Here is a 25,628-nt window from a genome sequence, read left to right on the forward strand (position 1 = left end):
GGCAGGGCGATCAGCAGCCGAGCCGGTCGGCGATGCCGTTGAAATCATCGGCGACGATGTCCCAGGCGCCGGTGGCGTCGAAGTCGCGGCTCTGCAGCGGGCCGTATTCGGTGGGGCGGGCGACGAAGGCGGTCTTCAGTCCGTAGCGTTGCGCCGCCTCGAGATCATTGTTGTGCGCGGCGACCATCATCACCTCGCCGGGCGCAAGACCGAGCAGACGCGCGGCGCCGAGATAGGTTTCGGGGTCGGGCTTGTAGTGCGCGAACAGCTCGGCGGAGAGCACGAGGTCCCAGGGCAGACCCGCGAACTTCGCCATGTTGGTGAGCAGCGCGACGTTGCCGTTGGAGAGCGGCGCGATGATGTATTTGGACTTCAGCCGGGTCAGCCCGGCGACGCTGTCGGCCCACGGATGCAGCCGGTGCCAGCCACGGGTGAGATGATCGAGATCGGCTTCGGTCAAGCCGGTGATGCCGAGCTGGGCGACGAGCGTCTCCAGCGAGCGCCGGTGCAGCACGTCGAGGATGACGTAGCCGCGCTCCGGATGCCTGCGGACCTCGTCCATCGAGCCGACATAGAGCCCGCGCCAGCCATCGACCAGCGCGGTCCAGTCGCCCTGGATGCCGCGGGTCTTCGACCACGCGGTGAAGTCGTTGATCAGGCTGGTGCGCCAGTCGACGACGGTGCCGAACACATCGAACACCAGCGCCTTGACCATGGACAGGTCGGACATGCTGAGTCGCTCTCCAATTTCGTCATTCCGGATGCGCGCACAGCGCGCAGACCCGGAATCTCGCGCCACGATCTCGAGATTCCGGGGTCACGCTCCGCGTGCCCCGGAACGACTGTGCTGGATCAGTCGAGGTGGAACTTCGCCAACTGGCGATGCTCCGCGCGGATGTAGCGCACCGTGCCGGTGACCGAGCGCATCACGACGGTCTCGGTCTCGATCACGCCGTCCTTGCGGAACTTGACGCCGGAGAGCAGCGAGCCGGTAGTGACGCCGGTGGCCGCGAACAGACAGTCGCCGCGGGCCATGTCCTCGATGCCGTAGATCATCTTGGGATCACCGACGCCCATCTTGTGGGCGCGCTCGCGCTTCTCCTCGGTGTCGAGGATCAGGCGGCACTGCATCTGGCCGCCAATGCAGCGCAGCGCCACCGCGGCCAGCACGCCTTCCGGCGCGCCGCCGGTGCCGAGATACATGTCGACGCCGGTGTTGTCGGGATCGGCACAGTGGATCACGCCGGCGACGTCGCCGTCAGTGATCAGGCGCACCGCAGCGCCGGTCGAGCGGACGCCCTGAATGATGTCGGCGTGGCGCGGACGGTCGAGCACCAGCACCGTGATCGCGCCGGGCTCGACGCCCTTGGCCTTGGCGAGCCGGCGCACGTTGTCGGCCGGCGTCGCGTCGATGTCGACGACGCCCTTGGCGTAGCCGGGGCCGACCGCGATCTTCTGCATGTAGACGTCGGGGGCATGCAGCAGCGTGCCGCCATCGGCCATCGCCATGGTCGCGATCGCGCCCGGCATGTTCTTGGCGCACAAGGTCGTCCCCTCGAGCGGGTCGACCGCGATGTCGACCTTGGGCCCGGCATTGAGGCCGACCTTCTCGCCGATATAGAGCATGGGCGCCTCGTCGCGCTCGCCCTCGCCGATCACGACCGTGCCCTCGATCGGCAGCTTGTTGAGCTCGCGGCGCATCGCATCCACGGCCGCCTGGTCGGCCGGCTTTTCCTGGCCGTGGCCGCGCAACCGCGCCGCCGACACCGCCGCCCGTTCGGTCACGCGCACCAGCTCCAGCGTCAGGATGCGCTCGAGCAGCAATTGTTGCGGGACAGAAATCTGCGTCGACATCGATCAACTCCTCAAGACGTCAAGGCGGACATCCGCCATCAAAATCTACCGCTCGCACGCCGTCCCCCTGGGCGGCATCCGGGTCAGGCGGTCGGCACGAACGGCCGCTCCCCGCCTGTCTATTCTCCCGGTTTGAGCATGAACCTATACCAAACGCCACGCGTTTGTTTGAGCAGGGACAAGTGGTTCCCTGGGCATCATGCGCTAGTTCTTCTCGATCCGGATCACCTGCGGCTTGCCGCTGATGACCTTGTCGCGCTGCACCGCCTGGAGCGCGCGATGCACGGCGTCCTCGTGTGTCGCATAGGTGATCAGGATGACCGGCACCGGCGCAGACTTGCCGGCCGTCTTCGCCGGCTCGCTGCCATTGGGATGGCGCTGCACGATCGATTCGATCGAGATCTTCTGCTCGGCGAGCCGGGTGGCGATGGTCGCGGCCGTGCCGGCGTGGTCACGCGCCATCAGGCGGATGTAATAGCCACCCTCGTGCCGCTCCATGGGCGCCTTCTCGGTCGCCTGCAGCCTGTCGACCGGACGCCCGAACGGCGCGGCGCGGATGCCGCGCGCGACGTCGGCAATGTCGGCGACGACGGCGGACGCCGTCGCGGCGCCCCCTGCTCCCGGACCGACCAGCGTGATCGGCGGGATACCGTCGCCGTCGATCGTGACCGCGTTGGTGACGCCCATCACCTGGGCGATCGAGGAGGATTTCGGCACCATCGTCGGGTGCACCCGCTGCTCGATGCCCTTGGCGGTGCGCACGGCAACGCCAAGCAGCTTGACGCGGTAGCCGAGCTCCGCCGCCGCGCGCAGGTCCTCCGGCGCGATCGAGGAGATGCCTTCGACATAGACCGAGTTCTGCGCCACCTGGGTGCCGAAGGCGAGGCTCGCCAGGATCGCGAGCTTCTGCGCGGTGTCGTGGCCATGGATGTCGAACGACGGATCGGCCTCGGCATAGCCGAGACGCTGGGCGTCCTTCAGACATTCGTCGAACGACAGCCCCTCCTGCTCCATCCGAGTCAGGATGTAGTTGCAGGTGCCGTTGAGGATGCCATAGACGCGGCTGATGCCGGTGCCGGTGAGCCCTTCGCGCAGGGTCTTGACCACCGGAATGGCCGCGCCGACGGCGGCTTCGAAGTTCAGCGCACCGCCATGCTTCTCGGCCGCCTTGGCGAGCTTCAGGCCATGCTTGGCGATCAGCGCCTTGTTGGCCGTCACCACCGACTTGCCGGCCTTGAGAGCGGTGTCGATCGCCGACAGCGCGGGATCGCCGGCACCGCCCATCAGCTCGACCAGGCAGTCGATTTCGGGATCGCTCGCCAGCGCGATCGGATCCTTGGCCCATTTGATCCCGGACAGATCGATGCCGCGCTTCTTGGCCTTCGACCGCGCCGTCACGGCGACGACCTTCACCGGGCGCCCCGTGCGTTCGGTGAGCACGCGTCCCTCACGCTCGATGAGACGAACGACCTCGACACCCACGGTGCCGAGGCCCGCGATGCCCACTCTCAGGGGTGCGACCATGGAATCAAAGAACCTGTCGAAAGGAAAGTACGGGAGGGCTCAGCGCCGGTTGGCGATGGGAACGACGTTGTGCAACGTTTCGATCCCGCTTTCAAGGAAGCGGCGGACGCCGCGCGCGGCCTGCCGGATGCGCTGCTCGTTCTCGACCATCGCGATGCGGACATAGCCTTCGCCATGTTCGCCGAAGCCGACGCCCGGCGACACCGCGACGCCGGACTTCTCGACCATGAGCGTCGCGAACTGCATGCTGCCGAGGCTCTTGAACTTCTCTGGCAAAGGCGCCCAGGCGAACATCGACGCCTCCGGCGACGGGATCTCCCAGCCGGCCCGGCCGAACGCCTCGACCAGCGTGTCGCGGCGCTTGCGGTAGACGTCGCGCATCTCGCGAATGCAGTCGTCGGGACCGTTCAGAGCAGCCGTGGCCGCGACCTGCACCGGCGTGAACGCACCGTAATCGAGATAGGATTTCACGCGCGCGAGCGCCGCGATGATGCGCTCGTTGCCGACGGCAAAGCCCATGCGCCAACCGGCCATCGAATAGGTCTTCGACATCGAGGTGAACTCGACCGCGACATCCATCGCGCCAGGCACCTGCAGCACCGACGGCGGCGGGTTCTTGTCGTCGAAATACACCTCGGCATAAGCGAGGTCCGACAGGATCAGGATCTCGTGCTTCTTCGCGAATGCGACGAGGTCGCGATAGAAGTCGAGGCTCGCGACATAGGCGGTCGGGTTGCTCGGATAGCAGACGATCAGCGCAAGCGGCTTCGGGATGGAATGAATGATCGCGCGCTCGGCCGCCTCGAAGAACTGCGGCGTCGGCTCGGACGGCACCGACCGGATCACGCCGCCCGCCATCAGGAAGCCGAAGGCATGGATCGGATAGCTCGGATTCGGGCAGAGAATGACGTCGCCCGGCGCGGTGATCGCCTGCGCGACGTTGGCAAAGCCTTCCTTGGAGCCGAGCGTCGCCACGATCTGGGTGTCGGGATTGAGCTTCACCCCGAAACGGCGATCGTAATAGGCTGCCTGCGCCCGGCGCAGTCCGACGATGCCGCGCGAGGCCGAATAGCGGTCGGTCCGCGGCTTGCCCAGGGTCTCTCTGAGCTTCTCCAGCACGTGCGGCGGCGCCGGCAGATCCGGATTGCCCATGCCGAGATCGATGATGTCGGCCCCGGCGTTCCGCGCGGCCGCCTTGGCCCGGTTGACCTGCTCGAACACGTAAGGCGGCAGACGGCGGATGCGATAGAAATCTTCCATGGGTCTCTCGGCTCCGGCAACCGGGGGCGGATTCGCCAGCAGAGCTGGCGCTGCGGCGGCGCACGCCATGCCTTGAAACCGGTGCTGGATCAGGAGCTTAGCACGGGCTCGCGGCTTGGCTGGCAACGACACGCGGAGGTGTTGATTCCGGTTGTTTTATCATGGCCGCCGCGCCGCGCCAGACAATTACGCCGCTCCGGGCGTCCGATCGCCCAGCCCTTGTCCCTGGCCGATCATTTGGGCCTGGTGCTGGTGCCCGCCGAGGCTTGGCGGTCGCGCGCCGCGAGCAGCTCCTTTTCGATCTTGTCGCGCTCCTGCGGCGAGATGATCGGCGCATCGCGGTCGCGCGGCACGTCGTTGACGGGCAGATACCCGCCCGGCTCCTTGGGCCGGGCGATCGCATCCGCGTCGAGCGAAGGCATGTCCGCTATTGGACTGGAGCACCCGGCAAGCGCGAGCGCGCCGAACACAACGAGCCCCGCAACAAGGGCGCGCCGTCCCGAACTCCAGCCTCGCCCCTGCGTCCCCACGCGCACGTCCCTCAGCCCCCAACTTCCAGTCGACGGTCCCCGGCCCGACCGCAACGCGGCGCATTTTGCCGCAGCACAACCAATTGTCACTCGAAACGTGACCGGCTTGAACAGGAATTTCATCCAGCTACGTGATCATGATGTCGGAAGCGAGAGATTTTTTCGCAGCGCAACAATCAGAAATCGAATTTGCCGCAAACTCGCGGATTATTGATCTCGCTCGGTGACGAAACGGTCCCGACGCGATAGTGTGATCCAGCCATGACCGACGTTCAGAACAGCAGCAATCCAGAAAAAACATTCGATGCGGAAGCGTTCGCGATGAACATCGCGAAAGCCATGGAAAGCAGCGGCAAGGCGCTCTCGGCCTACCTGAAGCCGCGCGAGACGGGCGAAGTTCAGGACCGGCCACCAACCGAATTGACCGAAGTCGTCAAATCCTTCACCGCCGTCGCCGACTACTGGCTGTCGGACAAGGATCGCGCCAGCGACATCCAGACCAAGATCGCCAAGGGCTATCTCGATTTGTGGGGCTCGGCCGCGCGCCGTCTCGCCGGCGAAGACGTACCCCCGGCCATTTCGCCCTCCCCGCGCGACAAGCGCTTCGCCGATCCGGAATGGAAGTCGAACCAGTTCTTCGATTTCGTGATGCAGGCCTATCTGCTGACGACGCAGTGGGCGCAGGACCTTGTCCACAATGCCGAGGGCCTCGATCCGCACACGCGCAAGAAGGCCGAGTTCTACGTCAACCAGATCACCAATGCGCTGGCGCCCTCGAATTTCGTCCTGACCAATCCGGAGGTGCTGCGGCAGACGGTAGCGTCGAGCGGCGATAATCTTGTGCGTGGCATGCAGATGCTCGCGGAGGACATCGAGGCCGGCAAGGGCTCGCTGAAGATCCGCCAGTCCGACCCGGCCAATCTCGAGGTCGGCGTCAACATGGCGACGACGCCGGGCAAGGTGATCTTCCAGAACGAGATGATGCAGCTGATCCAGTACGCGCCGTCGACGGAGAGCGTGCTGCGGACGCCGCTCCTGATCGTGCCGCCCTGGATCAACAAGTTCTACATCCTCGATCTGCGCCCGGAGAAATCCTTCATCAAATGGTGCGTCGATCAGGGCCTGACGGTGTTCGTGATCTCCTGGGTCAATCCCGACAAGTCGCTCGGGACCAAGACCTGGGAGGACTACATGAAGGAAGGCCCGCTCACCGCGATGGACGTCATCGAGAAGGTGACGGGCGAGATGAAGGTGCACACGCTCGGCTATTGCGTCGGCGGAACCATGCTCGCGACGACGCTCGCCTGGCTGGCCGACAAGCGCCGCCAGCGCGTGACCTCGGCGACCTTCCTCGCCGCACAGGTCGACTTCACCCATGCCGGTGATCTCCTGGTGTTCGTCGACGAGACCCAGATCTCGGCGCTGGAGCGCGACATGCAGGCCTCGGGCGTGCTCGAGGGCAGCAAGATGGCGATGGCCTTCAACATGCTGCGCTCGAACGACCTGATCTGGTCCTATGTCGTCAACAACTACCTGAAGGGCCAGCCGCCGCAGGCATTCGACCTGCTGCACTGGAACTCGGACGCCACGCGGATGTCGGCGGCGAACCATTCCTACTACCTGCGCAACTGCTATCTGGAGAACCGGCTGACGCAGGGCACGATGGTGCTGGACAACACGCTGCTGGATCTCTCCAAGGTGAAGGTGCCGGTCTACAACCTCGCCACCCGCGAGGACCACATCGCGCCGGCCGACTCCGTGCTGTACGGATCGCAATTTTTCGGCGGTCCGGTGAAGTACGTGCTTTCGGGCTCGGGCCACATCGCCGGCGTCGTCAATCCCCCCTCCTCCGGCAAGTATCAGTACTGGACCAATGACCAGATCCACGACATCTCGCTGAAGGACTGGATGAAGGGCGCGCAGGAGCACAAGGGCTCGTGGTGGCCGGACTGGCGCGAATGGCTGAGCCAGCTCGATCCGGAAGAGGTGCCCGCGCGCGGCGTCGGCAGCGAGGCCTATCCACCGCTCGAGGATGCGCCGGGCTCCTATGTCCGCGTCCGCGCATAGCGCGATCCGCCGCGATTGACTATAAACGCTCCGTCCCGCCGGGACGGGACGGGAATCAGTTGAGGGGATCTCGATGACGCGCGAACTGTTCTGGCTGACGCTCACGGTCATTCTGACCGGCCTGCTGTGGGTTCCCTACATCCTGAACCGCTGCCAGGTCCGCGGCCTGACGGGCGCGATGGCCAACCCCTCCCGCAACGACAAGCCGCACGCGCCATGGGCGACCCGGCTGATGTTCGCGCACGACAACGCGGTCGAGAACCTCGTGATCTTCGCGCCGCTGGTGCTGATCCTCAACGCGATCGACTATTCGACCAAATGGACCGTGCTCGCCTGCGCCGTCTATTTCTGGTCGCGCGTCGCCCACGTCATCGTCTACGCGATCGGCCTGCCCGTATTTCGCACCCTTGCGTTCGTCGTCGGCTTCATCGCCCAGGCCGTCCTGGCGCTCGCGATCTTCGGCTGGCTCTAGGCCTGTCGGCTAGGGAAGATTGTCCCGCAGGAAGATGTCGATGCGGATGCGCTCCTGATCCGGGCTGATCGGCTCGCCCGAGCAATGCGCGAGCAGGACCCGCGCAGCCGAGCGCGCCTCGTGGCCGGGATCCTGGTTGATGATGGCGTCGCACGTGCCGCGGACCAGGAACCGCCTGGTGTGCTGGGTCAGCTCATGGGTGATCCAGACCACCTCCCGGGCGCGGCCGGATGCCTCCAGGGCATCGGCGATGCCACGGTTGCCGGCGCCACAACAGTAGATGCCGCGCAGATCCGGATGGCGCGCGAGCAGCGCGGCGGTCAGCTCCCGCGTGCGCTCGCTCTCATCGCGGCCTTCGATGGCCGGAAGCGCGAGCAGGTTCGGGTACTCGCTGGACAGGATCTGGTGAAAGCCGAATTGCCGCTCGGCGTGATCGCGCAGCGACAATGATCCCGCGATCACGGCAACCGTCCCCTCGCGACCGCCGAGATAGCGCCCCATCAGCGTGGCCGCCGTCCGTCCCGCGGCAGGGTTGTCGATGCCGACGTAGTGCAGGCGGCGCGAGCTCGGGGCGTCCGAGACCAGGGTCACCACCGCGACGCCGCGCGCGGTGAGCTCGTCGATCGCGGCGCGCACTCTGGGGTGATCGAGCGCGATGACCGCAACGCCCTGATAGGCCGGCGACAGGTTCTCCAGCGCACCGGCCAGCACGTCAGGATCGAACACGTCGACGTGGAGGATATCGATGAAGCCGCGCTGGCCGGCCAGCCACTCTGCCGTGCGCTGGACCTGCTCGGTCAGGATGGTCATGAAGCTGTTGCCACCGATCGGCAGCACGAAGGCAAAGCGGAAGCTCTGGCCGCGCGCGAGCCGTGCCGCTGCGACGTCGGCGCGATAACCCAGCTTGGCAACAGCGGCCTCCACCCGGGCAACGGTCTTGGCACGCACGCCCTCGCGCCGGTTGATGACGCGGTCGACGGTGGCGAGCGACACGCCCGCCGTCCGCGCGACGTCCTCCAGCGTGGCCCGGACCGGTAACGGGTTCGCGTCAGCCGTCACTCGCGCGCCGCCCATAGCATGCCGCGGGTCATCAACGTCCGGATCTCCGGCACGTCGAGCTCGTAGGCACGGTGACCGAGGGAGGAATAGAACACCCTGCCCGCGCCGTAACGCTTCTTCCAGACCACCGGCATCACCACCCCCTCGATCCATGGGGCGTGCTCTCCGGTGAAGGTCGTGGTCGCCAACACCTCGTTGGCCGGATCGACGTGCATGTAATACTGCTCGGAACGGTGCTCGAAACTTGTCAGGCCCTTCATGATGGGATCGTCCGGCCTGGTCAAGTCGACCCGGTAGTCGATGATGTTGCCGGGATGGGCGACCCATTGCCCGCCGCACAGGAACTGGTAGTCGACCGAATCGCGGAAGGCATCGCACATGCCGCCATGATGGCCGGCGAGCCCAACGCCGCTGCGCACCGCCGCGCAGAGGTTGAGCGCTTCCGCCTTCTCGATCTTGGACATCGTGTAGATCGGGATGATCAGCGACAGATCGTGGATCGCAGGATCTGCGAACGCGGCCGTCGTGGTCTCGATCCGCACCTCGAAGCCTTCCGCCTTGAGCCAGCCGCGGATCATCGAGGCACAGAGATCGGGGTCATGTCCTGGCCAGCCGCCCCATACAATCATTGCCTTGCGCATGTCTCTGTCCTCAGTCGATCTGTCCGGTGTCGCGTCCAACAGGCAACATCGCCGGCCGCTCCACGCGGCTCTCGATCTTGACCCGCCGCCCTTCGCTTGCGGAGGTCTGGAACGCCTCCATGACCTCCAGCACGTGGAAGGCGAGCGCACCGCTGGCCCGATGCGGCCGGTCGTTCAGGATCGCGGTCGCCATATCGGCCACGCCGATGGAGCGGAACTCGCCGTCGACGTGACCATGCGTCAACGGCATCGTCTGCCAGTCGCCGCCGGTCTTGGCGACCTGCACCTCGCCGCCGAAGCGGTTGGGGTCCGGCACCAGCATGCTGCCCTCGGCGCCATAGATCTCGATGGGCGCGTGCCGGTGCTTCGGAACGTCGAAACTCATGGTGACCGAGACCACCGCCCCGCTCTCGAACTCGAGCGTGCCCGCGACGTGGGTCGCGACCTCGACCGGGATCAGCGTGCCGTTCATCGGCTGGCTGGTGACCAGGCGTTCGGATCTCGGGCGCGCGGTCGAGCCCATCACGCTCGCGACCGGGCCAAGCAACTGCACCAGATCGGTGATGTAGTATGGGCCCATGTCGAGCATCGGGCCGCCGCCGCGCAGGTAATAGAAGCCCGGCGCCGGATGCCAGCGCTCATGGCCGGGACAGCCGAAGAACGCGCTGCCCGCGACAGGCGTGCCGATCGCGCCGTCGTCGATCAGCTTGCGCGCGGTCTGGTGGCCGCCGCCGAGGAACGTGTCGGGCGCGCAGCCGACCCGCAGGTTCTTCTGCGCGGCAAGCTCGATCACCTTGCGGGCTTCCGCGACGTCGATTCCGAGCGGCTTCTCGGAATGAACGTGCTTGCCGGCATTCAGCACGGCGAGACTGACGTCGGTATGGGCGAGCGGCACGGTGAGATTGATGACGATCTCGACGTCATCGCGCTTCAGCAATTGATCGACCCGCATCGCCGGCAGGCCGAAGGCTGCGCCCTGTCGCTCGGCTGCGTCGCTGCGCATGTCGGCGAGCGCCTTGATGTCCAGAACGGGGAAGCGCTGGGCCGCCTTCAGATAGGCGGTGCTGATGTTGCCGCAGCCGATGATGCCGATGCCGACTTTTCTCATTGGGGTCTCCGTGAGGTCCCGTTCATCCCTTGACCGCGCCCGACGTCAGGCCGGCAACGATGTGCTTCTGCGCCAGGAGGAAGAGGATGATCGTTGGCAGGATGGTCAGGGTGATGAAGGCGAGGATCAGGTGCCACTCGGACGAATACTCGCCCTGATAGACCATGATGCCGAGCGGCCATGGATACAGCGCATCGGTGTTGAGCATCACCAGCGGCAGCAGATAGGCGTTCCAGCTGTTGACGAAGGTAATGGTGCCGACCGTCGCCAGGATCGGGCGCGACAATGGCAACGTCACGTAGCGGAAGAATTTGATATAGCTGCAGCCGTCGACCAGCGCGGCCTCGAGCAGCTCGTAGGGGATGTCCTTGAAGAAGCGGCGCAGCAACAGCACGCTCATGGCGAGGCTGAAGGCGACCTGCGGCAGCGCGACGCCGAAATAGGTGTCGAGCAGCCCGAGATCGCGCACCTTGATGAACAGCGGCAACACCGCGGTCGCCGCCGGAAACAGCAGGCCGAGCGTCAAATAGCTCAGCAGCATCGAGCTGCCGTAGAATCGGACATGGGCAAAGGTGAAGGCCGCCATCGACGCGACGATGAGAGTCAGAACGACCGTCAGCGTGGAGATGATCAGCGAATTGCGCAGGAGCTGCCAGTAGCGCCCGGAGAACAGGATATCGGCATAGTTCTGCCACGCCCAGTGCTGCGGCAGGCCGAACGGATTGACGCGCAATTCCCCGAGCGACTTGAAGCCACCGAGCAGCGTCGCAAGCAGCGGCACCAGCACGAAGATGGCGACGATCGCGAGGAAAACCGTCTTGAACAGCACGGCGGGATCGAATGGTGCCCGGGTCGTCTCCACCTTATTCATCGCGCATGAACCATCGCTTGTAGGTGAAGGCAAAGGTGACGCAGATCACGAACAGGATGACGCCGATGGCGCTGCCATAGCCCACCCGCATCCGGGAGATGCCGTTGTTGTAGAGAAAGCTCACCATCGTATTCGAGGAGTCGGCGGGCCCTCCGCGCGTCAGCGGCATCACCAGGTCGAACAGCTGCAGCGAGCCGACGATGGCGAAGAACACCGAGAGCCGAATCGTCGGGTAGAGCAAGGGAATGACGATGTGGCGCAGGCTCTGCGACCGCGTCGCACCGTCGATCCGGGCGGCCTCGATCAGGCTCTTGTCGATGCTCTGCAGCGCCGCGATGAACAGCATCATGTGGAAGCCGAAATACTTCCAGACGATCACGATCAGCACCGCCAGCATCGCCGTGTCGGTCGAGGCCAGCAGATGCGGCGGCTCGGCGCCGAAGCTGCGCCAGATCGACGCGACCAGGCCATAATCGCCGTCATAGACGAAGCTGAAGATCAGCCCGGTCGCGATCTCGGCGAGGATATAGGGCATGAAGAACAGCATGCGCAGCGCCACCGCGCCGCGGAACCGCTCCGCGAGCATCAGGGCCAGCGTCAGCGCCAGCGGCAACTGGACACACAGCGAGACCGCAATGATCAGGCCGTTGTTGCGCAGCGCGAGCCAGAACGCGCGCGTCTCCAGCACGAAACGATAGTTGTCAAAGCCGATCCAATGGGTCGGCCTGCCGAACCCATTCCAGTTGAAGCCCGAGTACCAGGCGGCCTCGCCGATCGGCAGCACCACGAACAGCGTGAACAGCAGCAGCGCCGGCGGCAGGAACAGGATCAGGACGGTGAAGCGGCCGTCCCAGCTCGGGCCGCCCACCGCGCGCGTGGAGAGCGATGCCGGCGATACACCCATCGCCGGCGAACTCGCGATCGGACGTGCCACGTCAGTTGCCCTGCTTCCGCGCTGCCTCGATCGCCTTGGCGGCCTCCTGCGGACTCATGCTGCCGCCGGCGATCTCCGCGGAGACATCGTTGACGACGCGACCGACGGAGGGGCCGAGGCTCTGGTCATAGAAGTTCTGGTGATAGTTCGATTTGGCCAGATTGGACGCGATCAGCTTCATGAAGGAATTGTTGAGGCCGGCGTCCGCGCCCTGCACCACCGGGATGATGAAATTTCCCGCCGCCAACCGTGTCTGGACGTCCTTGGAGATGAAGTACTTCAGGAAATCGACAGCTTCCTTGGGCGAGCCCTTGGTGACCAGCCAGCCGGTGATGCCGCCGAGCGTATCCGTCGGCGCGCCCTTGCCGCCTTGCACGACCGGAAAATCGAACCAGCAGATCTTGTCTTCGCTCAAGCCGACCTTGTCGGCGGCGAGCGCCCGCTGCAGATTGTAGACGGAGCTGATCGCGAGCGTCATCGCCGCCTTGCCATCGCCGAAATAACCGACGGCCTGCGGGTTCTTGAAGCCAAGAAAGCCATTCTGGAACGGCTGGAGATCGACGAGCTGCTTGAACAGCTCGCCTGATTTGACGAAGGTGTCGCCGGCAAAGCCGCCATTCTCGCCGCGCAGCGCCGCGTCGAATGCCGGCTTGCCGCCGATCCGCACCGCAAGATGCGTCCAGTAGAAATGCAGCGGCCATTTGTCGGCGCCGCCGACCACGATCGGGGTCACGCCGGCCGCCTTCAACGTCTTCACGGCGCTCAGCAGATCGTCCCAGCTCTTGATCGCCGTGGGATCGACCTTCGCCTTGGCCATCAGCTCCTTGTTGCAGACGAAGCCGACCTGCGACAGCGAGATCGGAAGGCCGTAGACGTGGCCGCCATCGGTGAATGCCGCGAGCGCCGCCGGAGTCACGCTGTCGCTGTAGCCTTTCACCTGCTCGGTGATGTCCTCGAGCACGCCAGCCTCGATCTGCGCCTTCAGGACACCGCCAGCCCAGCTGTAGATGATGTTCGGCCGGTCCTTGGACTGCAGGATGGTCGGCAGCTTGGCCTTGTAGGCCTCGTTTTCGAGGAACTGCATCTCGATCTTGACGCCCGGATGCGACGCCTCATAGGCGCGGGCCACCTCCTCCCAGATCTTCACCTGGGCCGGATTGACCTCGATATGCAGCCATTTCACGGTGGTATCGGCGCTCGCGACGGTGGCCCAGAGCAGGCATGCGGCAGCGGCGAGTCCCAGCTTCGCGAGCAGTCTCATCACAATCCTCCCAACCGTCTTCTTTGTTGCGGTAATCCTGTCCTCATTTTTTGAGGTGCGCAACTGAAATTCTGACAGAGCAAACCTCAAACGTGTTCGCATTTGCGAACAACTTCACGAGTAGACAGAGAGATTGCTAATTGGGCTGAGCAAGACTCGGCGGGCAGCCGCACGCGCCTTTCGCCTGGAAAAGGCGGAGCGGGCGTCTGCCGCACCGCGAAGGATATGCTGGAGATCGCCTGACGCTCAGGTGCAGCGCGCCTTGAAATTTGCGGCGACAAGCTTCGCCATCACGTCGTTGAGATGCGCCTGGTCGCGCGTCTCGATCACCAGCTCCAGCAAGGTCGCCTTGGCCGGCAGGTCCGAGAACGTTCGCTGATGCGACACCTCGATGATGTTGGCGCCGGCATCGGCGAGCAGCGTCGACACGGCGGCGAGTTGTCCGGGACGATCGACGATGTCGATCGACAGCTGTGTCAGCCGCCCCTCGCGCGCCAGCTCGCGGGTGAGCACCGAGGCGATCAGTCGGGTGTCGATGTTGCCGCCGCTCAGCACCAGGCCGACATTGCGGCCGGCAAACTGCGCGGGATGCGCGAGCACTGCGGCGAGACCGACGGCGCCGGCGCCTTCGACCACCGTCTTCTCGATCGAGATCAGCGTGGCGAGCGCACGCTCGATCTGCGGCTCGTTGACCAGCAGGATATCGTCGACGAGATGGCGGATGATCTCGGTCGTGATCCGGCCCGGCGATTTCACCGCGATGCCCTCGGCGAGCGTGTCGCCGCGCATCGGCAGCTGACTGCTGCGGATGGCGTTGTACATCGACGGATAGAGTTCGGCCTGAACGCCGACGATGCGCAAGCCCGGCTTGATTGCGCGCGCCGCGACCGCCATGCCGGAGATCAGCCCGCCGCCGCCGATCGGCACCACGAGCGTATCGAGCTCGGGGACCACCGCGAGCATCTCCAGCGCCACCGTGCCCTGCCCTGCGATGATCAGTGGATCGTCGTAAGGATGGATCATGGTCATGCCGTGCGCCGCGCCGTGCTCCCTGGCGAACGCGCCCGCCTCCTCCAAGGTGGCGCCGGAAATCACGACCTCGGCGCCGTGCCGCTTGGTGTTCTCCACCTTCACCATCGGCGTGCCCACCGGCATCACGATGGTCGCGGGAATGCCGAGACGCCGCGCGTTATACGCGACGCCCTGCGCGTGGTTGCCGGCCGACATCGCGATCACGCCGCGTTCGCGCTGCTCGACGGACAGCGCATTCAGCCGGTTCAGCGCGCCGCGCTCCTTGAACGACGACGTGAACTGCAGGTTCTCGAATTTCAGCCAGACGTTGCAGCCGCAGATCTCGCCGAGCGTCCGGCTCTGGTTGCAGGCCGTCGCGAGCACGGCGCCACCGATGGTCTCGGCGGCGGCCCGCACATCGTTGACGGTGACGGGCAGCGCGTTCAGATCAGTGGCGGTCATGGGTCTGCCCATTCCTCAGCGTGCGTCATTGCACGCGATGCCGGCGGCGCGCCGACCTCGCATGATGTTGCCGATCGTGCCGGCGCGTCTACGGCCGGACGATCCAGATCGGTCTCAGCTCCCGAGATCGGGCAGTCCGAGCATCAGCCGCATGTTCTGCACGGCCGCGCCCGAGGCGCCCTTGCCGAGATTGTCGAGCCGCGCCACCAGCACCGCCTGGTGATGCTGGTCGCTGGCGAAGACGTAGAGCTCGAGCTTGTTCGTCTCGTTCAGCGCCTCCGGCTCGAGCCGGCCGCTCTTGGCCGCCGCGCCATCGAGCGGCATCACCGAGACGTATTTGCTGCCGGCATAATGCTTCGTCAGGGCCGCCTGCAGGTCCGAGCCTGACGGCTTGCCCGGCAGTGTGTCGAGTTGCAGCGGCACGGAGACCAGCATGCCCTGCCGGTAGTTGCCGACGGAGGGAATGAAGATCGGCCGCCGGGTCAGCCGCGAATAGAGCTGCAGCTCAGGCAGATGCTTGTGCTCGAGGCCGAGACCGTACAGCTCGAAGTTCGGCGCGGTGCCATTCTCAAAGGCCGCGATCATCGTCTTGCCGCCGCCGGAATAGCCGCTCACCGCGTTCACCGTGACCGGATAGTCCTGCGGCATCAGTCGGGCATCGACCAGCGGCCGCAGCAGCGCGATGCCGCCGGTGGGATAACAGCCGGGATTGGAGACCTTGCGCGCATTCCGGATCTTGTCGGCCTGGTCGGCGGCGAGCTCGGGAAAGCCATAGGCCCAGTCCGGCGCGACCCGGTATGCGGTCGACGCGTCCAGCACCTTCGGCGCAGAGCTGCCCATGCCGTCGATCAGCGCCACCGTCTCCTTGGCCGCATCGTCCGGCAGGCAAAGGATGACGAGATCGACCTCGGCCATCAGCGCCCGCTTGGCCGCCGGATCCTTGCGCTTGTCCTCGGCGATCGTCTTCACGACGATGTCCGGCTGGTGCCGGAGACGCTCGGCGATTCCCAGGCCGGTCGTTCCCGAGCCGCCGTCGACGAACACGGCGCGTGTCGCAGTCCCGGAGGCGGCGTGAGCTTTCGGCACGTTGCTGTCGATCACGGTCATGACACGCTCCTTAGGTCTGGGTTTCGCCGGCAAAGGCCTGGGGCCGCGCCTGCCGCATGAGAGAGGAAATCTGTTGCGAGCCAATGTCGGGCTGCTCGCCGAGCCTCGTCGCGATCGTCGCGTAGTCGGCCTCGGACTTGTGCTGGTTGAGCTTGAAGCTGCCTTCGACCTGATCGATCGTCATGACGATGCCCACAATCGCCTTGCGCATCGCCTCGAGGCGTCCCGCCGTCATCTTGTCCGAGGTCCAGGGCTTCTTCGGCAGCAGCCGCTGCTCGAACTTCGCACTGACCTCATCCGTCTGCCGCGCGAGCTCGGCCTCCGACAAGATCCGCGCCGTACCGGTCAGATGCACGGCCTGATAGAGCCAGGTCGGCACCTGGTCGGGCGACACATACCAATCGGCGGAGACGTAAGCATCGGCGCCGCTGACGGCCAACAGCCAGGGCGTCGTACCGTCGGCGATCCTTGCCAGCGGATTGCCGCGCGCGACATGGAAGAACGCCTGCGGCGTGCCATCGTTCAAGGCGCCCAGGTGAAACGGTACCGGTGACGCGATCGGCTTTGTGCCGTCCCACGCGCAGACCATGCCGAAGCCGCGCGCGTCAGCGAAGCCGAGGCTCGCGGCGCGATCGGGCTTGAAGGGCGGTGGCGTGTACATCGGAAACTCCTGCTGGACGAAGGAGCCGCCTGATCAATCGCGCTGCAAGGAGAAAGTCTGCCGCGGGATCGGATCCGGCGGCAGGGGCTGTGATCTAGACGCAGATCATCGCCCGTACCGCGGAGGTACGACGGCGCATTTCGGCGATCATGTGGGTCGCTGCGTTGATCATGGGGGCAGGCCTATAAGGCTGCCGGGTTCCTGCGTCAAGCTCGCAAGTCGGCCCGGCGCGTTCAGGGCTGGCGTCAGACCGCATGCCACAGCCATTCCATGATGCGCCCGATGATGTCGCCGAACAGCAGCAGCACCGCCGACCACACCAGCGCCGACACGAAGTTGGCGATCTGGAACACCATGTAGGGCATCTCGAAAATGCCCGCCGCCAGCGGCACCGATGCGCGCAACGGGCCAAAGAACCGGCCGATGAAGATGCTCGGCACGCCCCAATCGCGCACGAAGGCCTCGCCGCGCGGCAGCAGCTCCGGGTAGCGCGACAGCGGCCACATCTGGGCGACGCGGTCCTTGTAGCGGTAGCCGAACCAGTAGGAGACCCAGTCGCCGAGCGCGGCGCCGATGCCCCCGGCCAGCCATATCGGCCAGAAGCTGATCCCGGTGGCGCCGATCAGGGCGCCGATCGCGACCAGGGCGCCCCAGGCGGGAATCAGGAGCGAGACGAAGGCCAGGGACTCGCCAAAGGCAAGCAGCAGGACGATCGGAGCAGCCCAGGCCTGATGGTCGCGCACGAAGTCGGCAACCGCGCGGCCAAAATCTTCCATCTGCTCGACGCCTTTCTGCTCCGCGGCGCTTAAGTGCTTGAAGGCCTTCGCGGTTCCATGGCGCAGACTGGTACGCCACCGAACCCGCCCACTTCAAGTCACAACAACCGGCTGAACCGCGTGAACAGCGGCGATCCGACGTTCGGAACCGGCCAAGACGTGGCGGGCCGGTGAACGTCGTTGTTTCCCGGGGTCATTGTTTTATGCCGGTCCATGGCATAGTCAGGCCCAACGATTCGTTCCATCTTGCGCACACGCAACATCAGATTCCATGGGTAAGCCGTTGAAATCAGCTGCAAAAGCCAAGGCCAAGAGCGTCACGGACCCGTTGGCGGCGTTCGCCGCCAAGGGCAAGGCTCCGGCCAAGCCAGCCGCCCGCTCGGCGAGTGCCGAGGGCGATTACACTGCCCGTGACATCGAGGTCCTCGAGGGCCTGGAGCCGGTGCGGCGCCGCCCCGGCATGTATATCGGCGGCACCGACGAAAAGGCGCTGCACCACCTGTTTGCCGAGGTCATCGACAACTCGATGGACGAGGCGCTGGCCGGCCACGCCACCTTCATCGAGGTCGAGCTCGACGCCGAAGGCTTCCTCACCGTGACCGACAACGGCCGCGGCATTCCTATCGATCCCCATCCCAAATTTCCGAAGAAGTCGGCGCTCGAGATCATCATGTGCACGCTGCACGCGGGCGGCAAGTTCGATTCCAAGGTCTACGAGACCTCGGGCGGCCTGCACGGCGTCGGCATCTCCGTGGTGAACGCGCTGTCGACCCGGCTCGAGGTCGAGGTCGCCCGCAACCAGAAGCTCTACCGCATGGTGTTCGAACGCGGACATCCCAAGGGCAAGCTCGAGGAGGTCGGCAAGGTCGCCAACCGGCGCGGCACACGGGTGCGTTTCCAACCCGACCCGACCATCTTCGGCGCCAAGGCGACGTTCAAGCCGCAGCGCCTGTTCAAGATGGCGCGCTCGAAAGCCTATCTGTTCGGCGGCGTCGAGATCCGCTGGAAGTGCGATCCGTCGCTGCTGAAGGGCATCGAGGACGTCCAGGCCGAGGCGACGTTCCATTTCCCCGGCGGTCTGAAGGACTACCTGGCCGCAGCGATCCATGCCGACACGCTGGTCCATCCGGATATCTTCGCCGGCAAGTCGGGCCGCACCGGTGGCCATGGCGGCTGCGAATGGGCGGTCGCCTGGACCGCCGATGCCGACGGCTTCCTGTCCTCCTACTGCAACACGATTCCGACGCCGGACGGCGGCACGCACGAATCCGGCATCCGCAGCGCGCTTCTGCGCGGCCTGAAGGACCACGCCGAGCGCGTCGGCCAGGGCAAGCGATCGGCCAACATCACCTCCGAGGACATCATGGCGGGCGCCGCCATCATGCTCTCGGTGTTCGTGCGCGAGCCGGAATTCCAGGGCCAGACCAAGGACCGCCTCGCCACGGCAGAGGCCCAACGCATCGTCGAGCAGGCCGTCAAGGACCCGTTCGACCACTGGCTGTCCGGCAATCCGGTGCAGGCCAACCGGCTGCTCGATTTCGTCATCGAGCGCGCCGAGGAACGCATCCGCCGCCGGCAGGAGAAGGAGACGGCGCGCAAGACCGCGACCAAGAAGCTGCGCCTGCCGGGCAAGCTCGCCGACTGCACCGACGCCGGCACCGAAGGCTCCGAGCTGTTCATCGTCGAGGGCGATTCGGCCGGCGGCAGCGCCAAGCAGGCGCGCGACCGCAAGAAGCAGGCGGTGCTGCCGCTGCGCGGCAAGATCCTCAACGTCGCCTCCGCCGGCAAGGACAAGCTGACCGCCAACGCCCAGCTCGCCGATCTCGTGATGGCGATCGGCGCCGGCACCGGCACGTCGTATCGCGAGGAGGATCTGCGCTACCAGCGCATCATCATCATGACCGATGCCGACGTCGACGGCGCCCACATCGCCTCGCTGCTGATTACCTTCTTCTACCGGCAGATGCGGCCGCTGATCGACGAGGGGCATCTCTACCTCGCCGTGCCGCCGCTCTACCGGCTCACCCATGGCAGCAAGACGTTCTACGCGCGCGACGATGCCCATCGGGACGAGCTCCTGAAGCGCGAGTTCAATGCCAACGCCAAGGTCGAGATCGGCCGCTTCAAAGGTCTCGGCGAGATGATGCCAGCCCAGCTCAAGGAAACCACCATGGATCCGGCCAAGCGCACCCTGCTGCGCGTGGTTCTGCTGGCCGAGGATCGCGACGGCACCGCCGACTCGGTCGAGCGGCTGATGGGGACCAAGGCAGAGGCCCGCTTCGCCTTCATTTCGGAAAAGGCCGAATTCGCCAGCGACGAGCTGCTCGACGTCTAGCTTTTGACCCGATTTCACGCCTCGATTGCAGGTTCCATTGGCTCGCGCGAGCCTGCAATCGACCTTTCCAATCAGAGGGTTACGAGAATCCCGAGCATCCCGCAGCGCACTTTCCCCTCCGGTGTGCTCAACCTGCAACAGCTTTTGGGCACCAATCGGCTATAGTTCGGGCACATCTGGCGAGGGAATCGCCGCCGCAACCCGGCACCTGCGACACGACGATCTTGGGGAATTGGATATGAAGAAGTTTTTGCTTGCTGCCACTGCGCTGGTTGCGATCACGGGTGCCGCCTCAGCTGCTGATCTGGCGGCTCGCCCCTACGTGAAGGCTCCGATGATGCCGGTGGCGCCGAGCTGGACCGGCTTCTACATCTTCGGTGGTGCCGGCGGCGGCATCTGGGATGCCGACTCGCACACCAACTTCAACGGCGTGCCTGTGACGATCGATCAGCGCGTCGGTGGCGACGGCTGGTTCGGCACCGTCGGCGCCGGCTACGACTGGCAGTTCAATCCGTCCTGGGTCTTCGGCGTGTTCGCCGATGGTCAGTTCGGCAGCATGCGCGGCACCGTGCAGGATCAGATTGCGCCGGCCCTCACTGGCCGCATCAAGATGCAGGATGCCTGGGCCGCGGGCGCTCGCATTGGCTATTTGGTTGCTCCGAATGTCCTGTCGTACGTCAATGCCGGTTACTCCGGATCGCATTGGTCGGGCACTGGTCTGACCACCCTCACCGGTGCTGCCTCGGGCTTGCATACCGACTCGTTCAACCGGAACGGCTGGTTCGTCGGCGGCGGCGTCGAGAATAACCTGAACATCTTCGGCATCTCGGCGCCGGGCTGGTTCATGAAGACCGAATATCGCGCGGCCTATTACGACCGCAAGGATATTGCCGTCCGCTTCGATGGCACCAATGCTCTGAGCACGGACTCCGTCAGCTTCAAGCCGTGGGTGCAGACCATCAGCACCTCGCTGGTCTACCGCTTCAACTGGACCGGCCCGGTCGTCAAGTACTGAGCCGAACGCACTCGGTCTTTCAATAATTCTGCGAAAAGCCCCGGTTGATCCGGGGCTTTTTGTTTTTGGCTCGGATATTGGCGGCTGGAGCCGCTGGTCATCTGCCGCGCCGGCCGCTAGCCTCCTCGTCACAAAACTTCACAAAAAAGACGGCAGCAGCGTTTCCGATGCTGTGACGCGGTCGACGAGGGAGGACATGGTCATGCGGAAATTCCTGATGATCGGCGGCCTGCTTCTGCTCGCCATCGGCCTGCTCTGGGTCGGTCAGGGCACCGGGGTGGTGGCATGGCCGCGGACGAGCTTCATGATCAACCAGCTGCAATGGGCCGGCTATGGCGTCGGCATGGGTGCACTCGGCCTGGTGATGATCTGGCAGGGCACCTGCTGACGTCTGACAACAACGACATGGAGACACGACATGGCGGGCCGTTTCGACCTGAGTGGCAAGGTTGCGATCGTGACGGGAGGCAACGGCGGAATCGGCTTGGGGATGGCGCGCGGGCTTGCCGATGCCGGCGCCGACATTGCCGTGGTCGGCCGCAACGAAACCAAGTCACGGGCGGCGGTGGCTGATCTCGCCGGTCGCGGCGGCCGTGCCATCACCGTCACAGCCGACGTCAGCGACAAGGACGACGTCGCCGCCATGGTCGCGCGCGTGACCAGCGAGCTCGGTCGCATCGACATCCTCATCAACAATGCCGGCATGAGCATCCGCAAGCCGCCGCACGTGCTCGAGCTGGAGGAGTGGCAGCAGGTGATCGACACCAATCTAACCAGCGCGTTCCTGTGCTCGAAGGCCGCCTACCCGGCCCTCAAGGCGAACGGCGGCGGCAAGATCATCAACATCGGCTCGATGCTGTCGATCTTCGGCGCCAGCTTCGCGCCGGCCTATGCGGCCAGCAAGGGCGGCATCGTGCAGTACACGCGCGCCTGTGCCTGCGCCTGGGCGCCCGACAACATCCAGGTCAACGCGATCTTGCCGGGCTGGATCGACACCGACCTGACGCGCGCGGCGCGCAGCCAGATCGACGGCCTGCACGACCGCGTGCTGGCGCGCACGCCCGCGGCACGGTGGGGCGACATCGACGACTTCGCCGGCATCGCGACGTTCCTGAGCTCGCCGGCCTCGGACTTCGTCACCGGCACAGCCATTCCCGTCGATGGTGGCTATTCGATCATGGCCTAGCCGAGGCCTCAGCGTCGAAAGCTCTTGATCTCGGAGACGCTGCCGTCGCGATAGGTCAACTCCACCGAGACGAACTTCGTCGCTGGCGGCAGCTTCAAATAGGGCGTGGCGTTGGAGGGAATCGCAATGGGATCGCGCATGTCGCAGCCGGGCATGTTGAGGACCTTGTCCGGCACCGCCGTGTCGATGCCGACGCGGACCTCGCGGATGGCGCAGCGATACGACATCAGGTGCGTGTAGTAGACCAGGAGACCGTTGAACTCGCGGAACGACAGCCAGCTCGTCGCGGTCATGTCGAGGATCTTGCGCTGGTCATGCACCAGCGCGGCCTCCGGCTCGAAGCGGATCGGGAACGGTCCCTGCATCTCGCCGGATGCATCGACATAGCGGACCTGGATTGTGCCCGCGGGCGCATCCGCCGGCAGCTGGATCGAGGGATTGGGCATGCGCTTGCGCGTGCGCGGATCGAGCACGTCCATGAAGCCGGTCTCGCGAAACTCTCCTGCCTCACCCATGCGCCAGGAAATGCCGAGCGTCGGATCGGCGATCGAGAACGTGACGGTCCAGCCGCCATTGTGGCGCGAGAACATCGCAATCGGTGCGTTCAGGCTCTCGTTCGCCGGCGGAATGCGCGGCGCCGAGACGGGAGGCAGCGCCGCCAGCTTCTGCTGCGGCTCGGCCGGCTTGTCGGCTGCAGCCGGCCCCTTCGCCATGCCGTTGAGAAAGACATCGTCGACCATCTGGTCGAAATAGACCGGAATCTGCTTGTGCCGCACGGTCTCGGCGAGCTCGCTGACCAGCCGGCGGGTGCGTTGCGCCACCTGCACCAGATTGACGCCGGGCTGCGTCAGCTCCTTGGCGAAGGTGCGCGTGAACACCGAGTTTGGATTGACGTCATCGTTGGAGAGCCGGTCGAGCGCGGTCTGGCGCGGACCGGCCGAGAACACTGAGAATACGCCTTCCGGCAACTGCGTCATCGGCGCTAGGCCCCCCCCGCCCGCCACCGCGCGCGTGCCCGAGCGCTCGAACGGATTGTTGCGGCAGGCGTCGAACACCAGGATCGAGGTGCGCGCCTTCTTGTTCTGCAGCCGCTCGATGACGCGGTCCGCGAGGATCGAGGCGTCGCGTACCAGCTCTTCCTGGCCTTCGGTGGCCGCGGGCACGTCGGTCGGCAACAGGAAGTTCTGACCGGCGATTTCGAAGCCGTGACCGGCATAGAAGAAGAACGCAGTGTCGCCCGGCTCGACGGCGTTGTCGAACGCCAGCAGTGTCTGGCTGAACTGCTGGCGATTGAGATTCTCCGCGACCATGACATTGAAGCCGAGCTGCTTCAGCGTGTCGCCCATCGTCCGCGCGTCGTTGACGGCCTTCTGCAGCTTCGGCACGAAGCGGTAGTCGTTGTTGCCGATCACGAGCGCAACGCGCTTCTCGGCACGCGCGGCGGCCGGCGCCAGAACCACTGCCAGCATCGCCAGCCCGCACGCCAGCCACGTCCGCATCGATCTCATCGTTCGTCCCTGCCCTCATCGCGTGGGCTGCCGCCCTCGGATAGTCGACGGCACCGCGCCACCGGTTCATGCCCGGCGGCACACGCGGCTGCTCCCCTGCCGAACACACGCCGCAATTCCGTCGACAATTCGACCAGAGCGCTTTCCGCGGCCGGCCGTAGGAAGCTTCGGAGCACCCGAATACGACAGCTCGACGACAGGTTGCCTGCAAATAATGCAAAAACATTAAGCTTTTTCGGTACTTCGCTCCCCTCTTCCATTGACTTTGCAGAATTCGCCCCTATCTTCCGGAGCAGCGCGGCCGGATCGCATCCGATTCCTGAGAGATTGACCGCGGGTCGGCGTTAGTCAGAAAACCCCCAGCTTCGTTAGAGCATGCCGTTTCGGGGTTGAGCGCGACCACAGCCTTTTACCCTCGATTCCTAACGGCGGCGTCGAATAGAGGCCCCGTCGCCTATCGGCGCGTGACATAGAGGCTCGATGTCTTTTTCCAATCTCGGCTTGTCCGACAAGGTGTTGGCTGCAGTTGCGGCCACTGGTTACACCACCCCGACCCCCATTCAGGAACAGGCGATTCCTCATGTGCTGGCGCGCCGCGACGTGCTCGGCATCGCCCAGACCGGCACCGGCAAGACCGCCGCTTTCGTCCTGCCGATGCTCACGATCCTCGAGAAGGGCCGCGCCCGCGCCCGAATGCCGCGCACCCTGATCCTGGAGCCGACCCGTGAGCTGGCCGCCCAGGTCAAAGAGAACTTCGATCGCTACGGCGCCGGACAGAAGCTCAACGTCGCCCTGTTGATCGGTGGCGTCTCCTTCGGCGACCAGGACGCCAAGCTGACTCGCGGGGTCGACGTGCTGATCGCCACGCCAGGTCGACTGCTCGATCATACGGAACGCGGCGGATTGCTGCTCACGGGCGTGGAACTCCTGGTCATCGACGAAGCCGACCGCATGCTCGACATGGGTTTCATCCCCGACATCGAGCGCATCTGCAAGCTCGTCCCCTTCACCCGCCAGACCCTGTTCTTCACCGCGACCATGCCGCCGGAAATCCGGCGCATCACCGAAACCTTCCTGCACAACCCGCAGAAGGTCGAGGTCTCCAAGCCGGCCACGACCGCCGTTACCGTGACCCAGTTGCAGGTCCCATCCGGACGCGAGGCGCATCAGAAGCGCGAGGTGCTGCGCAGGCTGTTGCGGAACGCCAAGGATCTCAACAACGCGATCATCTTCTGCAACCGCAAGCGCGACGTCGCCATCGTTCACAAGTCGCTGCAGAAGCACGGCTTCAGTGTTGGCGCCCTGCACGGCGACATGGACCAGTCGGCCCGCACCGCTGCGCTCGATCAATTCCGCAAGGGCGAACTGCCCTTGCTCGTCGCCTCCGACGTCGCCGCACGCGGCCTCGACATTCCCGAAGTCAGCCACGTCTTCAATTTCGACGTGCCGCATCATTCCGACGACTACGTTCACCGCATTGGCCGTACCGGCCGCGCCGGACGGACCGGCACGGCAATCTCGATCGTGGCCCCGGCCGACCAGAAGTCGATGGTCGCCATCGAGAAGCTGATCGGACAGGGCATTCCGACCATCGAGGGTGACTACGAAGTGCAGGAGTCCTCGGGCGACGAGGATACGCGTGAGCGACGTCCGCGTGACGCCGCGCGTCGCGGCAGCCGCGGCAAGGCCCGGGAGCGCGATGCGGCCCCGCGCGAGCGTGATCCAGCCCCGCGGGAGCGCGAGCCGCGCGCGGCAGCTCCGCGCGCCGCACAGGCAAATTCTCCTCGGCCTGCGCCGAGCGCTCGCAAGGAACAGCCTCGCAACGAACAGCCTCGCAATGAAGCGCGGCGGCCGCGGCGCGACCACGACAACGAGCCCGCCGATCACTCACATCTCCCCGCCTTCCTGCTTCGCCCGGTGCGGGCACCGCTTCCCTGAGCGCGGGCACAAGATTCCGGGCTGCTCCCCCATGCGGTCGCCCGGAAC

General features: G+C 65.4%; 23 protein-coding genes. 7 read left to right on the top strand and 16 right to left on the bottom strand.

All coding sequences use genetic code 11. The features are described 5' to 3' along the window. Positions 1-10 precede the first annotated feature (10 nt). The 5 genes from ACQR13_RS14505 to ACQR13_RS14525 all read right to left on the bottom strand — a co-directional run bounded on the left by ACQR13_RS14505 (position 11) and on the right by ACQR13_RS14525 (position 5,060). A complete protein-coding gene (locus tag ACQR13_RS14505) occupies positions 11-730 on the bottom strand; it encodes a haloacid dehalogenase type II (RefSeq protein WP_315751657.1) in 720 nt (239 codons plus the stop codon). A 122-nt stretch (positions 731-852) separates the two neighbouring features. Continuing rightward, positions 853-1,854, bottom strand: a complete 1,002-nt coding sequence (gene glpX, locus ACQR13_RS14510) for a class II fructose-bisphosphatase (RefSeq protein ID WP_315712118.1) — start codon at positions 1,852-1,854, stop codon at positions 853-855. A gap of 204 nt (positions 1,855-2,058) precedes the next feature. Further along, positions 2,059-3,378 (bottom strand): homoserine dehydrogenase, encoded by a 1,320-nt coding sequence (locus ACQR13_RS14515; RefSeq protein ID WP_315712119.1) that lies wholly within the window; start codon positions 3,376-3,378, stop codon positions 2,059-2,061. 39 nt (positions 3,379-3,417) lie between these two features. Further along, positions 3,418-4,638 (bottom strand): LL-diaminopimelate aminotransferase, encoded by a 1,221-nt coding sequence (locus ACQR13_RS14520; RefSeq protein ID WP_315712121.1) that lies wholly within the window; start codon positions 4,636-4,638, stop codon positions 3,418-3,420. Between the two features lie 233 nt (positions 4,639-4,871). Further along, a complete protein-coding gene (locus ACQR13_RS14525) occupies positions 4,872-5,060 on the bottom strand; it encodes a hypothetical protein (RefSeq protein ID WP_315712122.1) in 189 nt (62 codons plus the stop codon). Between the two features lie 369 nt (positions 5,061-5,429). Here ACQR13_RS14525 and ACQR13_RS14530 point away from each other — a divergent pair, with 369 nt between their 5' ends. Both ACQR13_RS14530 and ACQR13_RS14535 read left to right on the top strand, forming a co-directional pair. Beyond that, entirely contained in the window at positions 5,430-7,235 is a 1,806-nt protein-coding gene (locus ACQR13_RS14530) for a PHA/PHB synthase family protein (protein WP_316164782.1), read from the top strand. Between the two features lie 73 nt (positions 7,236-7,308). Then, positions 7,309-7,707, top strand: coding sequence for an MAPEG family protein (locus ACQR13_RS14535; RefSeq protein WP_315751659.1), 399 nt, complete (start codon positions 7,309-7,311; stop codon positions 7,705-7,707). 9 nt (positions 7,708-7,716) lie between these two features. Here the strand turns inward: ACQR13_RS14535 and ACQR13_RS14540 are convergent, their stop codons facing one another. The 10 genes from ACQR13_RS14540 to ACQR13_RS14585 all read right to left on the bottom strand — a co-directional run bounded on the left by ACQR13_RS14540 (position 7,717) and on the right by ACQR13_RS14585 (position 17,598). Next, complete coding sequence (locus ACQR13_RS14540) at positions 7,717-8,766, bottom strand: LacI family DNA-binding transcriptional regulator (RefSeq protein ID WP_434862928.1); 1,050 nt, start codon at positions 8,764-8,766, stop codon at positions 7,717-7,719. Then, positions 8,763-9,407 (bottom strand): ThuA domain-containing protein, encoded by a 645-nt coding sequence (locus tag ACQR13_RS14545; RefSeq protein WP_315712128.1) that lies wholly within the window; start codon positions 9,405-9,407, stop codon positions 8,763-8,765. The genes ACQR13_RS14540 and ACQR13_RS14545 overlap by 4 nt, the downstream gene beginning before the upstream one ends. A 10-nt stretch (positions 9,408-9,417) precedes the next feature. Then, positions 9,418-10,515, bottom strand: a complete 1,098-nt coding sequence (locus ACQR13_RS14550; RefSeq protein WP_315712130.1) for a Gfo/Idh/MocA family protein — start codon at positions 10,513-10,515, stop codon at positions 9,418-9,420. A 22-nt stretch (positions 10,516-10,537) separates the two neighbouring features. Beyond that, on the bottom strand, positions 10,538-11,386 hold the full coding sequence (locus tag ACQR13_RS14555; protein ID WP_315751660.1) for a carbohydrate ABC transporter permease: 849 nt from the start codon (positions 11,384-11,386) through the stop codon (positions 10,538-10,540). Next, positions 11,379-12,320 carry a carbohydrate ABC transporter permease gene (locus tag ACQR13_RS14560; protein WP_315712132.1) on the bottom strand — a complete coding sequence of 314 codons (942 nt, stop codon included), beginning with the start codon at positions 12,318-12,320 and terminating at the stop codon, positions 11,379-11,381. Before ACQR13_RS14560 ends, ACQR13_RS14555 begins: the two co-directional genes overlap by 8 nt. 1 nt (position 12,321) lies before the next feature. Next, positions 12,322-13,581, bottom strand: coding sequence for an extracellular solute-binding protein (locus ACQR13_RS14565; protein ID WP_315751661.1), 1,260 nt, complete (start codon positions 13,579-13,581; stop codon positions 12,322-12,324). Between the two features lie 246 nt (positions 13,582-13,827). Then, positions 13,828-15,054: a threonine ammonia-lyase gene (locus tag ACQR13_RS14570; protein ID WP_434862929.1), complete on the bottom strand. Its 1,227-nt coding sequence runs from the start codon at positions 15,052-15,054 to the stop codon at positions 13,828-13,830. A 114-nt stretch (positions 15,055-15,168) separates the two neighbouring features. Next, positions 15,169-16,161: an N-acetyl-gamma-glutamyl-phosphate reductase gene (argC, locus tag ACQR13_RS14575; RefSeq protein ID WP_315712138.1), complete on the bottom strand. Its 993-nt coding sequence runs from the start codon at positions 16,159-16,161 to the stop codon at positions 15,169-15,171. A 10-nt stretch (positions 16,162-16,171) separates the two neighbouring features. Next, the gene (locus tag ACQR13_RS14580; protein WP_315712139.1) at positions 16,172-16,822 is read right to left on the bottom strand and encodes an FMN-binding negative transcriptional regulator; all 651 of its coding nucleotides are present in this window, start codon (positions 16,820-16,822) and stop codon (positions 16,172-16,174) included. 245 nt (positions 16,823-17,067) lie between these two features. Next, positions 17,068-17,598, bottom strand: coding sequence for a DedA family protein (locus ACQR13_RS14585; RefSeq protein ID WP_315712141.1), 531 nt, complete (start codon positions 17,596-17,598; stop codon positions 17,068-17,070). A 271-nt stretch (positions 17,599-17,869) separates the two neighbouring features. Here ACQR13_RS14585 and parE point away from each other — a divergent pair, with 271 nt between their 5' ends. From parE to ACQR13_RS14605, 4 genes are all read left to right on the top strand, one after another. Continuing rightward, a complete protein-coding gene (gene parE, locus ACQR13_RS14590; protein ID WP_315751665.1) occupies positions 17,870-19,933 on the top strand; it encodes a DNA topoisomerase IV subunit B in 2,064 nt (687 codons plus the stop codon). 238 nt (positions 19,934-20,171) lie between these two features. After that, positions 20,172-20,948 carry an outer membrane protein gene (locus tag ACQR13_RS14595; RefSeq protein ID WP_316170478.1) on the top strand — a complete coding sequence of 259 codons (777 nt, stop codon included), beginning with the start codon at positions 20,172-20,174 and terminating at the stop codon, positions 20,946-20,948. A 202-nt stretch (positions 20,949-21,150) separates the two neighbouring features. Next, positions 21,151-21,336 (top strand): hypothetical protein, encoded by a 186-nt coding sequence (locus ACQR13_RS14600; RefSeq protein ID WP_315712631.1) that lies wholly within the window; start codon positions 21,151-21,153, stop codon positions 21,334-21,336. Between the two features lie 30 nt (positions 21,337-21,366). Further along, a complete protein-coding gene (locus ACQR13_RS14605; protein ID WP_315712145.1) occupies positions 21,367-22,134 on the top strand; it encodes an SDR family NAD(P)-dependent oxidoreductase in 768 nt (255 codons plus the stop codon). An 8-nt stretch (positions 22,135-22,142) separates the two neighbouring features. Here ACQR13_RS14605 and ACQR13_RS14610 read toward each other — a convergent pair whose 3' ends face one another. Further along, positions 22,143-23,642 carry a caspase family protein gene (locus ACQR13_RS14610; RefSeq protein WP_434841019.1) on the bottom strand — a complete coding sequence of 500 codons (1,500 nt, stop codon included), beginning with the start codon at positions 23,640-23,642 and terminating at the stop codon, positions 22,143-22,145. A gap of 480 nt (positions 23,643-24,122) precedes the next feature. Between ACQR13_RS14610 and ACQR13_RS14615 the strand changes: the two genes are divergently transcribed. Next, positions 24,123-25,580: a DEAD/DEAH box helicase gene (locus ACQR13_RS14615; RefSeq protein ID WP_315712146.1), complete on the top strand. Its 1,458-nt coding sequence runs from the start codon at positions 24,123-24,125 to the stop codon at positions 25,578-25,580. Positions 25,581-25,628 lie beyond the last annotated feature (48 nt).

The organism is Bradyrhizobium sp. HKCCYLRH3059, from assembly GCF_051168035.1.
Lineage (GTDB): Bacteria > Pseudomonadota > Alphaproteobacteria > Rhizobiales > Xanthobacteraceae > Bradyrhizobium.

Excerpts from the sequence above, each read along its gene's own strand:
- ACQR13_RS14565 (WP_315751661.1), bottom strand. The coding sequence starts at position 13,581 with ATGAGACTGCTCGCGAAGCTGGGACTCGCCGCTGCCGCATGCCTGCTC.
- ACQR13_RS14545 (WP_315712128.1), bottom strand. The coding sequence starts at position 9,407 with ATGCGCAAGGCAATGATTGTATGGGGCGGCTGGCCAGGACATGACCCC.
- ACQR13_RS14600 (WP_315712631.1), top strand. The coding sequence starts at position 21,151 with ATGCGGAAATTCCTGATGATCGGCGGCCTGCTTCTGCTCGCCATCGGC.
- ACQR13_RS14585 (WP_315712141.1), bottom strand. The coding sequence starts at position 17,598 with ATGGAAGATTTTGGCCGCGCGGTTGCCGACTTCGTGCGCGACCATCAG.
- ACQR13_RS14605 (WP_315712145.1), top strand. The coding sequence starts at position 21,367 with ATGGCGGGCCGTTTCGACCTGAGTGGCAAGGTTGCGATCGTGACGGGA.
- ACQR13_RS14595 (WP_316170478.1), top strand. The coding sequence starts at position 20,172 with ATGAAGAAGTTTTTGCTTGCTGCCACTGCGCTGGTTGCGATCACGGGT.
- ACQR13_RS14550 (WP_315712130.1), bottom strand. The coding sequence starts at position 10,515 with ATGAGAAAAGTCGGCATCGGCATCATCGGCTGCGGCAACATCAGCACC.
- ACQR13_RS14530 (WP_316164782.1), top strand. The coding sequence starts at position 5,430 with ATGACCGACGTTCAGAACAGCAGCAATCCAGAAAAAACATTCGATGCG.
- ACQR13_RS14505 (WP_315751657.1), bottom strand. The coding sequence starts at position 730 with ATGTCCGACCTGTCCATGGTCAAGGCGCTGGTGTTCGATGTGTTCGGC.
- glpX (WP_315712118.1), bottom strand. The coding sequence starts at position 1,854 with ATGTCGACGCAGATTTCTGTCCCGCAACAATTGCTGCTCGAGCGCATC.
- ACQR13_RS14610 (WP_434841019.1), bottom strand. The coding sequence starts at position 23,642 with ATGAGATCGATGCGGACGTGGCTGGCGTGCGGGCTGGCGATGCTGGCA.
- ACQR13_RS14520 (WP_315712121.1), bottom strand. The coding sequence starts at position 4,638 with ATGGAAGATTTCTATCGCATCCGCCGTCTGCCGCCTTACGTGTTCGAG.
- ACQR13_RS14555 (WP_315751660.1), bottom strand. The coding sequence starts at position 11,386 with ATGAATAAGGTGGAGACGACCCGGGCACCATTCGATCCCGCCGTGCTG.
- ACQR13_RS14535 (WP_315751659.1), top strand. The coding sequence starts at position 7,309 with ATGACGCGCGAACTGTTCTGGCTGACGCTCACGGTCATTCTGACCGGC.
- ACQR13_RS14515 (WP_315712119.1), bottom strand. The coding sequence starts at position 3,378 with ATGGTCGCACCCCTGAGAGTGGGCATCGCGGGCCTCGGCACCGTGGGT.
- ACQR13_RS14615 (WP_315712146.1), top strand. The coding sequence starts at position 24,123 with ATGTCTTTTTCCAATCTCGGCTTGTCCGACAAGGTGTTGGCTGCAGTT.
- ACQR13_RS14570 (WP_434862929.1), bottom strand. The coding sequence starts at position 15,054 with ATGACCGCCACTGATCTGAACGCGCTGCCCGTCACCGTCAACGATGTG.
- ACQR13_RS14525 (WP_315712122.1), bottom strand. The coding sequence starts at position 5,060 with ATGCCTTCGCTCGACGCGGATGCGATCGCCCGGCCCAAGGAGCCGGGC.
- ACQR13_RS14580 (WP_315712139.1), bottom strand. The coding sequence starts at position 16,822 with ATGTACACGCCACCGCCCTTCAAGCCCGATCGCGCCGCGAGCCTCGGC.
- argC (WP_315712138.1), bottom strand. The coding sequence starts at position 16,161 with ATGACCGTGATCGACAGCAACGTGCCGAAAGCTCACGCCGCCTCCGGG.
- parE (WP_315751665.1), top strand. The coding sequence starts at position 17,870 with ATGGGTAAGCCGTTGAAATCAGCTGCAAAAGCCAAGGCCAAGAGCGTC.